Raw genomic sequence first — 12995 nt, forward strand, 5'->3', positions numbered from 1 at the left:
ACGTCAGAGCGGTCAGGCGACAGCGCGCGCGGGAGTCGCGACGACAGGCTCGGTCACCCGCAGCTTCAACGCGTTCGCGAGCGCGAAGACGTCGGGCGCCGCGAGGCGGCGCGCGGCATCCATCACGATGTGGGCGCAGGCGAGAGCGTCGGCCAGCGCGTCGTGGTGCGAGAAACCGGTGAAGCCCGCGGCCTCGGCCGCGCGGGGCAGTCGGTACGACTCGAGGTCGTAGACCTTGCGGGCGACCTGGAGGCTGCACAGCGAGCGATACGGCGGGCAGTCGATCGACGTCGCCTCGGACGCACGGCGCAGGACGTTGAGGTCGAAACCGGCGTTGTGGGCGACGAGGACGTCGGTGCCGGCGAAATCGCAGAGATCGACGAACTGCTCGGTCCACGTGGCGGCAGAGCGCACATCGTGCGGACGGATGCCGTGGATCTTGATGTTCCACTCCTGGAACACGTCGTGGCCTGCCGGCGGGCGGATCAGCCATCCTGCCGTCGCGACGACCTGTCCGTCGCGCACGCGCACGAGTCCGACGGAGCAGGCGGAGGCCGGGCTGGAGTTCGCGGTCTCGAAGTCGATCGCGGTGAAGTCCAGGGGCACGACCCCACTCTCTCCCGAGGCACGCGACGCGCGCGGAGGGCGCGCCGTAGGCTGGCGACATGAGCGACGGACTCTCGACATCCTTCGGCGCCGAGGCGCACAACTACGAGCTCGGCCGCCCGGAGTACCCGTTCGAGGCGGTGGCGTGGATGCTGGAGCCGCTGCCCGCCGATTCGCACCGCATCGCCGACGTCGGCGCCGGCACCGGCAAGCTCACGCGTGTGCTCGCGAAGGCGCCGGACGCCGAGGTCGTCGCGATCGACCCCGATGCCGAGATGCTGGCGACGCTGCGGGCGGCGATCCCGGGGGTCCCCACCTTCGTCGGCACGGCGGAGAGCCTGCCGCTGCCCGATCTGAGCCTAGACGCGGTCGTGCTCGGCCAGGCGTGGCACTGGGTCGACCCGGTGCGCGGCTCGGAGGAGGTCGGCCGTGTGCTCCGCGACGGCGGGGTGCTCGGCCTGATCTGGAACATCCGCGACGACCGTGTCGACTGGGTGCGTCGGCTCACCGAGATCATGCACGGCAGCCACGCCGAGGTCATGCTCGCGGGCGGCGGACCCGTCGTCGCCCCGCCCCTGGGACCTCTCGAGGAGCAGACCTGGGAGTGGACGCGGCCGATGACCCGCGACCTGCTGCATCGCATGGCGTCGTCGCGCAGCTACATCATCACGGCGCCCGACGAGGAGAAGCAGCGGATCCGCCGCGACATGGACGCGCTGTTCGACGAACTCGGCCTCGCGGACGGCGCGACCATCGACCTGCCGTACGTGACCAGGGCGTACCGCAGCGTCAAGGGCTGAGAGGAGCGGGCCTGCCGCCGGGTAGACTCGTACCCCGTGGCTCTCACTATCGGAATCGTCGGTCTGCCCAATGTCGGCAAGTCCACCCTCTTCAACGCCCTGACCAAGAACGACGTGCTCGCGGCGAACTATCCGTTCGCGACGATCGAGCCGAACGTGGGCGTGGTGAACCTGCCCGACCCGCGGCTCGACAAGCTCGCCGAGATCTTCCACAGCGAACGCATCCTGCCCGCCGCCGTGTCGTTCGTCGACATCGCCGGCATCGTGCGCGGCGCGAGCGAGGGGGAGGGGCTCGGCAACAAGTTCCTCGCGAACATCCGTGAAGCGGACGCGATCGCGCAGGTCGTCCGCGGCTTCGCCGACGACGACGTGGTGCACGTGGACGGCGCCGTGAATCCGGCATCCGACATGGAGACGATCAACGCCGAGCTCATGCTCGCCGACCTCGAGACCGTCGACAGGGCGATCACGCGGTACGAGAAGGAGGTGCGCGGCAAGAAGGTCGAGCCCCTCGTGCTCGAGACCGCGGTCGCCGCGAAGGATGCGCTGGAGCGCGGCATCCTGCTGTCCACCAGCGGCCTCGACCTCGCCCCGATCCGTGAGCTGGGTCTGCTGACCTCTAAGCCCGTCATCTTCGTCTTCAACGTCGACGAGGGTGTGCTCACCGATGACGCCCGCAAGGCGGAGCTGGCCGCGCTCGTCGCACCCGCGCAGGCGATCTTCCTCGACGCGAAGATCGAGTCGGAGCTGAAGGACCTCGACCCCGAGGACGCCGCCGAGCTGCTCGCCTCGACCGGCCAGGACGAGTCCGGCCTCGACCAGCTCGCCCGCATCGGCTTCGCAACGCTCGGTCTGCAGACCTACCTCACGGCCGGTCCCAAGGAGGCCCGCGCGTGGACGATCCCGCAGGGCACCAAGGCCCCGCAGGCCGCCGGTGTCATCCACACCGATTTCGAGAAGGGCTTCATCAAGGCGGAGATCGTCTCGTTCGACGACCTCGTCGAGACCGGCTCGGTCGTCGAGGCCCGCGCGAAGGGCAAGGCACGCCTCGAGGGCAAGGACTACGTCATGCAGGACGGCGACGTCGTCGAGTTCCGCTTCAACAACTGATCGGGATCCGGAATGACCGCTGAGTCTGCGACCCTGGGGGCTGCGACCGCCTCGCTCACGTTCGCGAATCCGCGGTTCGACGAGTCGGGGCACGCGCACCTTGACGTGCGGTTGCAGGCGGCCGGACTCGACGCACTGCTCGGCTTCTACGCACATGACCCGGAAGAGATCGTTCAGTACTTCCGGTCGCTCGACGAGGGCTGGCGCGGATGGACGGGGGAGCGGTGCTTCGAATCCATCGAAAGGGACGTCGTTTTGAGCGCCCGGCATGGGCGTCGCATCGAAATCTCCGTGATGCTCACGGCGGAAGCGGATCGAGCCGTTTCGACCGAGGCGCGTTGGAGCTGCACTGCCGTGGTCAGCGTCGAGGCGGGAGAGCAGTTGTCGCGATTCGTCCGAGACATCGAGGATCTCGCCAGACGGTCCCGCTGACGAGGGTTCCCGTAGTCTGACGCGTGTGATCCAGGACAATCGCGCGACATTCAGTGCCTACAGTGGTCGCTGGGTGCGATCGATCGCGAGCCGTCTGCCGAAGACCGGACCGGGTTCTCTGCGCTCCGCGAGTTGGTCGAGATCCTGGAGCCTGTCGCCGGTGCCCTCGCCGAGCTGCGACAGGATGGCGAGACGATCAACTGGTGGTCGGGCGACTCCGACAGCACGCAGGGAGGATTCGTGCTGGAGGCGGATCTCATCGCGCGACTGGCGGCTCTGGGCTGCCATATCTACGGGACGACGTATCTCTCCGAGGACTCGGACGACGCGAACGCCTGACCGCCCGCTGAGGCGAACCTAACCTCGCCGCGATACGCTGGACAGCATCCCCTTCCCGACGGTCCGAGGAGAACGACGCGCATGACCGACACCCAGATCTTCGAGCCCGACGGCCGTGCCATCCCCTTCGCGGATGAGGGCGACGGTCCGGTCAAGCTGGTCCTGATCCAGGAGCAGGGGCTCGCCGCCGACGTGCTGGGCGTCGCCGCGCACTACCTCGCCGAGGAGGCGGGCTTCCACGTGCTGCGCATCGGGCACCGCAACGGAGAGGCGTCGCTCGAGGAGCGGGTCGCGGATGCCGTCGCGGTGATCGACCACGTCGGCATCGAGGACACCTGGATCGGCGGGCACGGCTACGGCGGCACGATCGCGCGCGCCCTGGTCGCCGCGCACACCGACCGCGCGAACGGTCTGCTGCTGCTCGGCGTCGAGGACGTCGACCTCCCGGTCGCCCCGGCCATCCCGGTGCTGATCGTGCAGGGCGCGGAGGATGCCGACACCCCGCCGGCGAACGCCGAGGCGCTGCAGGCGAGCGTGCCGGAGCGCGCGAGCATCAAGACCATCGCCGGCGACCACCTCTTCCCGATGCATCACCCGATCGAGACCGGCGTGATCATCGAGGAGTACCTGGACTGGGACTGACCGCTCTCACCGGCGACGATGCGCCGGTCTCCCCGCGATGCGGCGGCGCGTATGGCGCTGTCGCGGCGCCGGGTCGTCGGTCGGTCGTGTCAGTTCGATCGTCGAGTCGAACTCGCTCATGATCAGCGCCGCCGTGCTCGTGAAGCTCGCGGCGATCGTGATCACCAGCGACGGGATGTAGTCGGACGGCGAGGGAACCCATCCGCCGAGCAGCCACGGCAGCACGGATGCGATGAGCACCGCGGCGGTCGTGATCCACTCGTTCAGGATCAGCGGCACGGATGAGCCCGCCTCGCGCTGCGTCAGGATGCGCCGCATCGTGCCCACCGTGGCGGCGAGCAGCATCGCACTGAGCGCCACGAACGTCATGGCTCCCCACGCCGGTTCGGCGGAGACGAGCACAAGAGGGACGAGCAGGGGCAGGGAGTAGGCGACGAAGACCCAGCGCACCGCCGCGCGCATGTACCGGTCGATCAGGGTCGTCGTGCCCGCGACCAGCCGCGCCTCGGCGACGTCAAGGTAGAAGAACACGCCGACGATGAACGTGCCGATGAGGGTCGCCGAGATCCCCGAGATGGCGAGCAGGAACTCGCTGATGTCGATGCGCAAGAACCCGATCCCTTCGCCGCGCCCTCCGAGGGGAGACCGCGAAGATTCCGATGTGAGTACGAGCGAAGACCCTGTGGTGGGCACACGGTCAAGCGCCGCGCCGTGACACGCCTCCATCCCGACGAATCCGTTGACCGTGTGCCCACCACACGGCGTTGACTCTCTCGGGTCGGCACGCACGGACGGTGCGATGACGCATGACCACGAGGAGATGTCGGCATGAGCACACGCACGCAGCGAACTGCGATCGTCACGGGCGCCGGAAGCACCCACGGCATCGGCTTCGCGACCGCCCGTCTTCTCGGCGCCGCCGGGAACGATGTCGTGATCGCGTCGACCACCGATCGCATCTTCGACCGCGTCGCCGAGCTTCGGCGAGCGGGTGCAAGAGTCGAGGGCGTGGTCTCCGACCTCACCGATCCGTCTGGTGTGGATGCCGTCGTCACTCGCGCGACGGAGGCGTTCGGCGGAGTCGACATCCTCGTCAACAACGCCGGGATGACGGCCGTCTCCGACAGCTACCTGGTGGGTGAGACCGGCGACCGGGCGCTCGACCGGTGGCGCGCCTCGCTCGACCGCAATCTCACGACGGCCTACCTGATGACCCGCCGTGTCACCGACATCATGCAGTCGGCCGGGTACGGGCGCATCGTCAACGTGTCATCGGTGTCGGGGCCCGTCGCCGCCTACGGCGGTGATCTCGCCTACCACTCGGCGAAGGCCGGGATGCTCGGACTGACGCGCGCGACGGCGATCGACACCGCAGCGTTCGGCATCACGGTGAACGCCGTCGCCCCGGGATGGATCGACACGGCATCCGCCTCCGATCGTGAACGGCGCATGGGCGCCGCGACCCCCGCCGGTCGCTCCGGGACCGCCGACGAGGTCGCGTACGTGATCGCGATGCTCGCCGGTGAGGGCGCGTCGTACATCTCCGGTCAGCTCATCACGATCGACGGAGCGAACTCCATCAGCGAGGAGCGCGGTCGCTGAGACCGCGACCTCCGCGACGTCGCACGAGCCCCGTGCGCGAACACCCCCGAAGAGAGATGACGATGCCAGTGATTCCCCAGATGATGCGCGCCGTGCGGTTCGACGAGTGGGGTGACCGCTCGGTGCTCCGCGTCGATCAGGTGCCGGTGCCCGCGCTCGCCGCCGGCCACGTGCTGGTGCAGGTGCGTGCCGCCGGCCTCAACCCCGCTGAGGCGATGATCCGCGAGGGCCTGTTCGACGGGAAGGATCCCGCGAAGCTCCCCTCCGGCCAAGGGCACGATCTCGCGGGCACGATCGTCGTCGCCGACGACGTGACCGGATTCGCGGTCGACGACGAGGTGATCGCGTGGTCGCAGGAGCGCAACAGCCACGCGGAGTACGTCGCGGTTCCGTCCGCACAGGTCGTGACGAAGCCGGGGGAGCTGTCGTGGGAGGTCGCCGGATCGCTTCCCGGCGTCGCCGCCACGGCGTGGGCGGCCATGCACGCCGTCGAGCCGCGTGCCGGAGAGACGATCGCGGTGTCGGCCGCGGCAGGCGGCGTCGGCGGCATCGTGACCCAGATGCTCGTGGCCGCGGGCGTCCGTGTGCTCGGCATCGTCGGCGAGGACAACCTCGACTGGGTGCGCGCGCAGGGGGCCGAGCCCGTCCTCCGCGGGGAGGGGCTCGCCGAGCGCCTCGGATCCGCCGCTCCCGAGGGCATCGACGCCTTCATCGACACGTTCGGCGACGAGTACGTCCGCCTCGCCGCCGCACTCGGCGTGTCGCCCGAGCGCATCGAGACGATCTTCGGCTTCGCCGCGGCTCGTGAGGTGGGGGCGAAGACCGAGGGGATCGCGCAGGCCGAGAACGCCGACGTCGTGGCCGAGGTCGCGCGACTCGTCGCAGAGGGCACCGTCGAGCTTCCGATCGCCGCGACCTTCTCGTTCGACGAGGTGCAGTCGGCATACGAGATGCTCGAGAAGCGGCGCACCCGGGGCAAGATTGCGCTCGTCCCGTGAGCGGCGCCCGTCGCCGGACGTCCGGCATCGTGCTCTACTGCGCCATCGCGTTCGCGGTGTGCTGGGCGGCCTGTCTCCCGCTGTGGCTGGGGCCTGGGCTGTCCGATCCCGGGCTCGTGGCGCTGTGCGGGGGGATCGCCATGGTCACCCCCGCGCTCACGGCGATCGCCGTCGTCCGCGTCGTCGAGCGACGACCCTGGCGTGTACGAGCGATGACCGATCCCGCCGACCGAGGGGGAGCGGCGGGTACGCCCGCCACGGTGTGGCGCAGTCTCGGACTCCGTCTCGGTGGTGGCGCGAAGCGTGTCGTGGCCGCGCTGATGGTCGGTCTCCTGTCGCCGGTCGTGCTCTTGTTCGCGTCTCTGGTTCTGGCGGCGGCCGTCGGCACATACGATCTCGATCCGACCCTGCGGCAGGTGGTGGCCGACCTCGGCATGCCGACCGACGCATCCGGCGCGGATGCGTGGGCTGCGTTCTCCGCGCGCCTCGCGACCGCGATGCTGCTGGGTGCCACGATCACGACGATCCTGGCGCTGGGCGAGGAGATCGGGTGGCGAGGATACCTCCTCCCGCGCATGCACGAGCGATGGGGGCTTCCCGTCGCGATCGTCGGCGGCGGGATCATCTGGGGGCTGTGGCACGCGCCGCTCATCCTGCTCGGATACAACTATCCCGACGCGGCGCCCTGGGTCGGTCAGCTCGCCATGATCGCCGCCTGCACCGTGGTGGGCGGGTTCCTGTATCTGCTCACGGTCGGACTCCGCTCGGTATGGCCCGCGGCGCTGGCGCACGGCGTGAACAACGGCGTGTCGGGGTTCCTCGTCGCATCCCTGCTGGTCCCGGGGTCGCAGGTCGACACCGTGAACGGTTCGCCGTTGGGATGGCCCGGGTGGATCGTCTACGGAGTCGTGGTCATCGTCGGCTTCTCCCTGCTGCGGCTCCGCCGGTCGCGCTTCACTCCCGGTTTCATGCCCGCCGACAAGGGATGAGTCGGCGGGAATGATCCGACGACTCTCGCGTTATTAGTAACCGATCGGTGCATATGTAGAGCGCATGTCACCGCCTGAGAAGGAATCACGAAGGAGAATCATGTCCGAGTTCGACATCCGCGAGTTCTACGGCCGCTACATCGACGCGATCAACGCGCACGCGTGGGACACCATCGGCGAGTTCATGGACGAGTCCGTGCTGTACCACGGCCAGACCGTCGCCCGTGACCTCGGTGTGGCGAACTTCCGCAGCATCACCGACGCGATGCCCGACTATCGGGTCGAACTGAAGGCGGTCACCGTCTCCGGCGACACGCTCGGAAGCTATGCCGTCACCCGCGGCACGCCCACGAAGGAATGGCTGGGGCTCGCACCCAACGGCAAGCCGATCGAGATCGAGGAGATCACGGTCTACAAGATCGAGAACGGCAGGTTCACCCAGATGTCGAACGTGTGGGACATCGACACGCTGCGCGAGCAGCTGTCGCGCTGACGCACGCTCCGTCGGCCGACCCGCGAGTCGTGTCGGGGCTGAGAGGATGGTCTGATGACCGCCACTCTCGTCGCCCACGATCTCGCGGGCGGCCACGGCCACCGCATCCTGTTCGAGGGGCTCGATCTGACCGTCGCCCCGGGTGACGTGATCGGCGTGGTGGGTGCTAACGGCGCCGGCAAGTCGACGCTGCTGCGGCTGCTCGCCGGCGTCGACACGCCCATGGCGGGAACCGTGTCCCTCGCCCCCGCGGATGCCTTCGTCGGCTGGCTCCCGCAGGAGCACGAGAGGGTCGAGGGCGAGACGGTCGCCGCGTACATCGCGCGACGCACCGGATGCGCGGAGGCGACGCATCGGATGGATGCCGCGGCCGCCGCCCTCGCCGATCCGGCCATCGCACCTGCAGGCGTCGATCCCGCCGACGCGTACTCCGAGGCGCTCGACCGGTGGCTCGCGAGCGGGGCGGCGGATCTCGACGAGCGGATACCCGCCGTGCTCGCCGACCTCGGATTGCCGGGTGGGGCGGAGTTCGCGGCTGCCGCACGGATGACCGACCTATCGGGTGGGCAGGCCGCGCGCGTCGGCCTCGCCGCCCTGCTGCTCTCACGGTTCGACATCGTGTTCCTCGACGAGCCGACCAACGACCTCGACCTCGACGGCCTCGATCGCCTGGAGGCCTTCGTGCGCGGCCTGCGCGGCGGCGTCGTGCTGGTCAGCCACGACCGGGAGTTCCTCGCGCGCAGCGTCACGCGCGTGCTCGAGCTCGATCTCGCGCAGAACTCGCACCGCGTCTACGGCGGCGGCTATGACGCGTACATCGAGGAGCGAGCGGTCGTGCGCCGCCACCTCCGCGAGAGGTACGACGAGTTCGCGGAGAAGAAGGCGGACCTCGTCGCACGTGCCCGCACGCAGAGGGAGTGGTCGAGTCAGGGCGTGCGGAACGCGATGAAGAAGTCGCCCGACAACGACAAGATCCAGCGCAAGGCGTCGATGGAATCGAGCGAGAAGCAGGCGCAGAAGGTGCGCCAGATGGAGAGTCGGATCGCGCGGCTCGAGGAGGTCGAGGAGCCGCGCAAGGAATGGCGCCTCGAGTTCACGATCGGCGCAGCCCCGCGATCGAGCACGGTCGTGTCGACGCTGGCTGCTGCAGTGATCCGCCAAGGCGCCTTCACGCTCGGGCCGGTGTCGCTGCAGATCGATGCGGGCGACCGCATCGGGATCACCGGGCCGAACGGTGCGGGCAAGTCCACGCTGCTGCGCGCCCTGCTCGGACGTCGAACACCGGACGAGGGCACGGCCGGCCTCGGCAGCAGCGTGCAGATCGGCGAGATCGATCAGGCGCGATCCCTGTTCACCGGCGACGCCGCGCTCGCCGACGCCTTCGAGGCGCTCGTCCCCGAGATGTCATCGGCCGAGGTGCGCACGCTGCTCGCGAAGTTCGGTCTCAAGGCCGACCACGTCACCCGTGCGGTCGGCGGCCTCTCGCCGGGGGAGCGGACCCGCGCGGCGCTCGCCCTCCTCCAGGCCCGCGGGGTGAACCTCCTCGTCCTGGACGAGCCGACCAACCACCTCGATCTGCCCGCGATCGAGCAGCTCGAGCAGGCGCTGGAGACCTACACGGGAACCCTGCTCCTCGTCACGCACGACCGGCGCATGCTCGACGCGGTGCAGACCAACCGCCGCTGGATCGTCGACGACGGACGGGTCACGGAGCACTGACGCGATCCGCTCGTCCGGGCATGCGGATGCCGGTCGTCAGCGCCCCTGACGCTTCTTGTACGGCTTCGGCTGTCCCTTCACGATCGGCGCACGCCCCTTGCCCTTCGATGCCTTGGCCTTGCCCCCGGCCGGGGCGACGGTCTTCGGCGCGGGCGGGGGCGCTGCCGCGACCGCGGCCTGCGCCTCCGTGAGGAACAGCTCGCCGACGCTCGTGAGTCGCGGGGTGCCGTCGCGGTTGATCAACGTGTGCCCCACCTCCGTCTCGAGCTTGTCGAGCGAGGTGTATAGCGACGCGAGGGGGATGCCGAGCTGCTCGGCGGCGCGTGGGAAGTGCAGCGTCTCTGCCAGCACGACGTAGCGGCGCAGGAGGGCGATCTTCATCATGGGTCCGATGCTCAGAGGTCGCTGAAGTCGTCGGCCGGAGCGTGGATGGCCGACACCGTGTCGCCGTCGAGCGTGAACATCAGGAACTCGACGCCCGGCGTGCCGGGGTTCGCCAGCGAGTTCGTGTCCGCGACCTCGCGCATACCGAGGCCGAGCTCTCCCGCCGTGGCGACGTCGCCCTGGTTCCAGACGTCGGCGGCCCCTGCCGACACGAGCTCGTCGCGCGTGGATCCGACCGTGACACCCTCCGGGGTGGCGATGGGGACGCCGTCGATGGATGAGTCGCTGACGATGATGCGCGCGAAGCCCGTGCCGGTCTCGTCGGCGACGAGGGTGAGACCCGCCCAGGTGTAGTTCACGAGGTTCATGTCGTAGCCGGGGAGATCGTCGACGGGGGTCGGCTCGGGCAGGGTCCCGGTCGCCTGTTCCAGGAGGGCGAGAACCGCGGCGGCGTCGTCGAAGCCGGCACTCTTTTCCTCATCGCCGACGAGGAGGTGAAGCCCGTCGACCGTGAGCTCGAGCTGCGCCTGCGCGGTGGGCTCGGGGCTCGGCGCGGACGTCATCGTGGCCGACGATGTGGGGGCGGGCGCGGGTGCGGCCGGCGCGCATGCGGCGAGCATGAGAACGGCGGCGATCATCGCGGCGGGAACGAGGAACTGTCGGCGCATGATCCGATGCTATTCGGAGTCGCCAGGCCTTCCGCAGCGGACGAGGCCAGCCGTGTCGGAACCGTGATCGGACGCCGGACGCACGGATGCCGCGGCCCGAACGGGCCGCGGCATCCGATGGAGCCTGTCGTCAGGCCTGCGGGAGGACGGCGAACGACACGGAGCCCTCGTCGTCGACTCCGGCGTCGAGGATCTTGTCGTCAAGAGCGGCTGCGGCCGTCTCATCGAGGAAGAGTCGGGTCCCGGAGACCTCGACGACCTGGTCGGCGGGCTCGGGGTCGGGCGTGACGAGCACGGCGAGACGGGCGCCGCCGTCGGGCCCCGGAGCGGGCGTCGAGTGGATGCGGAGCCCGGCGTCAGCGGCGTCGGTCTGACGGCTGACGAGAGTGTTGACGATGGCGGTGGCGTTGTCGGTGAGGGTGAGCATGTGCTGTCTCCTTCCGGTTGCGGACACGAGGCGAGCGCGACGTGTCCGGGCCACGATTCCGAACCTCGCCGCGTGGTTCAACCCGACGCGCCCGGTTCGGAGGGTTCTCCCACCGGATGCAGAGGTTCGCACAGGAGCAGCGTCCGTCGAGGGCGACGTCGTCAGGAGCCGCGCTCTGCCTTCGCGCGACGCGCGATGCTCGGCAGGGCGATCCAGAACACCAGCATGACCACGACCGAGGCGATGAGCGTGATGAGACCGGCCGTGCGGCCGACGGTGAAGTCGATGATGAGTGTCGTCACGCCGACGGTGAGCGCGGCGATCACGATGAGGTCGACCCGGACGATGCGCGCCGCGATCCGCACGAGCTGCGCCTTACGACCCCGACCGAAGAGCGCCCGGTGCATGCCGACCGGTGCGAGTGCCAGGATGGTCGCGAGCGCGGCGAGACCGACCAGCACCACGTACACGTCGCGCTGGAAGAGATCCAGGTCCTCGAACCGGGGCTGGAACGCGACGGCGAGGAGGAAACCCGTGAGGATCTGCGTGCCCGTCTGCATGACCCGGAGCTCTTGCAGCAGTTCGTCCCAATTGCGGTCGGCGCGCTGGTTGGGTGTCTCGTCCCGCCCGTCCACGCGATCATCGCGCTCGATCGGATGCAGGGGGCGCTCTTCCGGATCCATGCGGCCAGTCTCGTGCCCTGGGCGAGGGCGTGTCCAGCCTCCCGACCTCGGAGAACGGGAGAGCCGCTCGTGACTCTTCCGCCGATCAGGGAGTGGTGGCCGCAGCTGACCGACGAGGCGAGGCTCGACGTGTTCGAGCATGCGCCCCACCTCGGCGAGATCGCTCGCGAGCAGATCAGGGAGATCACCGGAGCGGTCGTCGGCATGGTGGAGGAACTCACCGCCGACGATCTCGATTACGCGCGGTCGGAGACCGAGAAGGGCTCCTGACCGGACTCCTCGCGCAGCCGCGGCTCGCGGCGGTGCTCGGGGCGGATGCCGGCCTTGTCGGCGTAGAACGCACGGATGCGGTCCATGTCGGCTGCGACGTCACCGGTCAGCTCGAACGACGGGCCGAGACCCGTCGTCATGGTGGTGCGGTCGACGAATCCGAGGGTCACCGGCATCCCGGTCTCCCGGGCGATGCGGTAGAAGCCGGACTTCCAATACGTTCCGCTGCGGCGGGTGCCGTCGGGGGTGACGACGAGGCCGAACACCTCGCCCGCCTCGACCTGTGCGACGACGTCGCCGACCACCCTGGCCGGATCTGCGCGATCGACGGGGATGCCGCCCAGGCGCCGCATGATGGGACCACGCCATCCGCGGAACAGGCTCTTCTTGCCCAACCAGCGCACGTCGACCCCGAGACGCCACGCGATCGCGAGCATGAGGACGAAGTCCCAGTTGGAGGTGTGCGGGGCGCCGACCAGCACGGTCGGCCGCGTCGGGACGGACTCGACCGTGAGCGTCCAGCGGCTGATCGCCCAATAGATGCGGGCGAGGAATCGGGTGAGCATCCGTCCACCGTAGGGGAGCGGGCTGTCCATCCGCTGTCCGCGCCGCGCTCGCGTCGTGTACGACGCCCTCTGTCGCGGACAGGCGTACCATCGAAGGATGTCCACGACACAGGAACCCGAAGAGCAGGACGCGCCGAGCGCGTCGTCGACTCTGCCCGGCACCCTGAACCTTCTCGCCGGCTTCGACGCGCCGGCGGGAGCGTACTGCAGCGGCGGCGTGTGTCACGTCCCCGCGCAGAAGGCGCCGTAGAACGCGGCACACGCCGC

Annotated in this window: 19 protein-coding genes; 12 read left to right on the top strand and 7 right to left on the bottom strand. The window is 69.5% G+C overall.

Going from position 1 to position 12995, the window contains the following annotated elements; translation table 11 throughout:
* Positions 1 to 12 precede the first annotated feature (12 nt).
* Positions 13 to 606: an exonuclease domain-containing protein gene (locus ACIPYT_RS09890; protein ID WP_401073109.1), complete on the bottom strand. Its 594-nt coding sequence runs from the start codon at positions 604 to 606 to the stop codon at positions 13 to 15.
* A 59-nt stretch (positions 607 to 665) separates the two neighbouring features.
* On the opposite strand from ACIPYT_RS09890, the gene ACIPYT_RS09895 reads away from it, so the two are divergent.
* The 5 genes from ACIPYT_RS09895 (at position 666) to ACIPYT_RS09915 (ending at position 3929) form a co-directional block, all read left to right on the top strand.
* Positions 666 to 1406 (top strand): class I SAM-dependent methyltransferase, encoded by a 741-nt coding sequence (locus ACIPYT_RS09895; protein ID WP_401073112.1) that lies wholly within the window; start codon positions 666 to 668, stop codon positions 1404 to 1406.
* Positions 1407 to 1442: 36 nt separating this feature from the next.
* Positions 1443 to 2516, top strand: coding sequence for a redox-regulated ATPase YchF (gene ychF, locus ACIPYT_RS09900; protein ID WP_401073115.1), 1074 nt, complete (start codon positions 1443 to 1445; stop codon positions 2514 to 2516).
* A gap of 12 nt (positions 2517 to 2528) precedes the next feature.
* Positions 2529 to 2948, top strand: coding sequence for a DUF6228 family protein (locus ACIPYT_RS09905; protein ID WP_401073117.1), 420 nt, complete (start codon positions 2529 to 2531; stop codon positions 2946 to 2948).
* Positions 2949 to 3080: 132 nt separating this feature from the next.
* Positions 3081 to 3287: a hypothetical protein gene (locus tag ACIPYT_RS09910; protein WP_401073120.1), complete on the top strand. Its 207-nt coding sequence runs from the start codon at positions 3081 to 3083 to the stop codon at positions 3285 to 3287.
* An 81-nt stretch (positions 3288 to 3368) separates the two neighbouring features.
* Positions 3369 to 3929, top strand: coding sequence for an alpha/beta fold hydrolase (locus ACIPYT_RS09915; RefSeq protein WP_401073123.1), 561 nt, complete (start codon positions 3369 to 3371; stop codon positions 3927 to 3929).
* 6 nt (positions 3930 to 3935) lie between these two features.
* On the opposite strand, the gene ACIPYT_RS09920 is transcribed toward ACIPYT_RS09915, so the two are convergent.
* Positions 3936 to 4538, bottom strand: a complete 603-nt coding sequence (locus tag ACIPYT_RS09920; RefSeq protein WP_401073126.1) for a hypothetical protein — start codon at positions 4536 to 4538, stop codon at positions 3936 to 3938.
* 219 nt (positions 4539 to 4757) lie between these two features.
* Between ACIPYT_RS09920 and ACIPYT_RS09925 the strand changes: the two genes are divergently transcribed.
* The 5 genes from ACIPYT_RS09925 (at position 4758) to ACIPYT_RS09945 (ending at position 9730) form a co-directional block, all read left to right on the top strand.
* Positions 4758 to 5531 carry an SDR family NAD(P)-dependent oxidoreductase gene (locus tag ACIPYT_RS09925; RefSeq protein ID WP_401073129.1) on the top strand — a complete coding sequence of 258 codons (774 nt, stop codon included), beginning with the start codon at positions 4758 to 4760 and terminating at the stop codon, positions 5529 to 5531.
* Between the two features lie 62 nt (positions 5532 to 5593).
* A complete protein-coding gene (locus ACIPYT_RS09930) occupies positions 5594 to 6529 on the top strand; it encodes an NADP-dependent oxidoreductase (protein WP_401073131.1) in 936 nt (311 codons plus the stop codon).
* Complete coding sequence (locus tag ACIPYT_RS09935) at positions 6526 to 7518, top strand: lysostaphin resistance A-like protein (RefSeq protein ID WP_401073134.1); 993 nt, start codon at positions 6526 to 6528, stop codon at positions 7516 to 7518. Before ACIPYT_RS09930 ends, ACIPYT_RS09935 begins: the two co-directional genes overlap by 4 nt.
* 100 nt (positions 7519 to 7618) lie before the next feature.
* On the top strand, positions 7619 to 8011 hold the full coding sequence (locus ACIPYT_RS09940; RefSeq protein ID WP_401073137.1) for an ester cyclase: 393 nt from the start codon (positions 7619 to 7621) through the stop codon (positions 8009 to 8011).
* A gap of 54 nt (positions 8012 to 8065) precedes the next feature.
* A complete protein-coding gene (locus tag ACIPYT_RS09945; RefSeq protein WP_401073139.1) occupies positions 8066 to 9730 on the top strand; it encodes an ABC-F family ATP-binding cassette domain-containing protein in 1665 nt (554 codons plus the stop codon).
* 36 nt (positions 9731 to 9766) lie between these two features.
* Here the strand turns inward: ACIPYT_RS09945 and ACIPYT_RS09950 are convergent, their stop codons facing one another.
* From ACIPYT_RS09950 to ACIPYT_RS09965, 4 genes are all read right to left on the bottom strand, one after another.
* Positions 9767 to 10114, bottom strand: a complete 348-nt coding sequence (locus ACIPYT_RS09950; RefSeq protein ID WP_401073142.1) for a LysR family transcriptional regulator — start codon at positions 10112 to 10114, stop codon at positions 9767 to 9769.
* Positions 10115 to 10125: 11 nt separating this feature from the next.
* Positions 10126 to 10782: a hypothetical protein gene (locus tag ACIPYT_RS09955; protein ID WP_401073144.1), complete on the bottom strand. Its 657-nt coding sequence runs from the start codon at positions 10780 to 10782 to the stop codon at positions 10126 to 10128.
* A 130-nt stretch (positions 10783 to 10912) separates the two neighbouring features.
* A complete protein-coding gene (locus ACIPYT_RS09960) occupies positions 10913 to 11209 on the bottom strand; it encodes a Fe-S cluster assembly protein HesB (RefSeq protein WP_050721463.1) in 297 nt (98 codons plus the stop codon).
* A 161-nt stretch (positions 11210 to 11370) separates the two neighbouring features.
* Complete coding sequence (locus tag ACIPYT_RS09965) at positions 11371 to 11892, bottom strand: DUF6328 family protein (RefSeq protein WP_401073147.1); 522 nt, start codon at positions 11890 to 11892, stop codon at positions 11371 to 11373.
* A gap of 69 nt (positions 11893 to 11961) precedes the next feature.
* Between ACIPYT_RS09965 and ACIPYT_RS09970 the strand changes: the two genes are divergently transcribed.
* Positions 11962 to 12162, top strand: a complete 201-nt coding sequence (locus ACIPYT_RS09970; protein ID WP_401073150.1) for a hypothetical protein — start codon at positions 11962 to 11964, stop codon at positions 12160 to 12162.
* On the opposite strand, the gene ACIPYT_RS09975 is transcribed toward ACIPYT_RS09970, so the two are convergent.
* Positions 12129 to 12728 (bottom strand): 1-acyl-sn-glycerol-3-phosphate acyltransferase, encoded by a 600-nt coding sequence (locus ACIPYT_RS09975; protein WP_401073152.1) that lies wholly within the window; start codon positions 12726 to 12728, stop codon positions 12129 to 12131. The genes ACIPYT_RS09970 and ACIPYT_RS09975 overlap by 34 nt on opposite strands.
* A 97-nt stretch (positions 12729 to 12825) precedes the next feature.
* Between ACIPYT_RS09975 and ACIPYT_RS09980 the strand changes: the two genes are divergently transcribed.
* Positions 12826 to 12978, top strand: a complete 153-nt coding sequence (locus ACIPYT_RS09980) for a hypothetical protein (RefSeq protein WP_401073155.1) — start codon at positions 12826 to 12828, stop codon at positions 12976 to 12978.
* Positions 12979 to 12995 lie beyond the last annotated feature (17 nt).

Origin of the sequence: Microbacterium sp. NPDC089695 (assembly GCF_044749085.1) — a bacterium.
GTDB lineage: Bacteria > Actinomycetota > Actinomycetes > Actinomycetales > Microbacteriaceae > Microbacterium.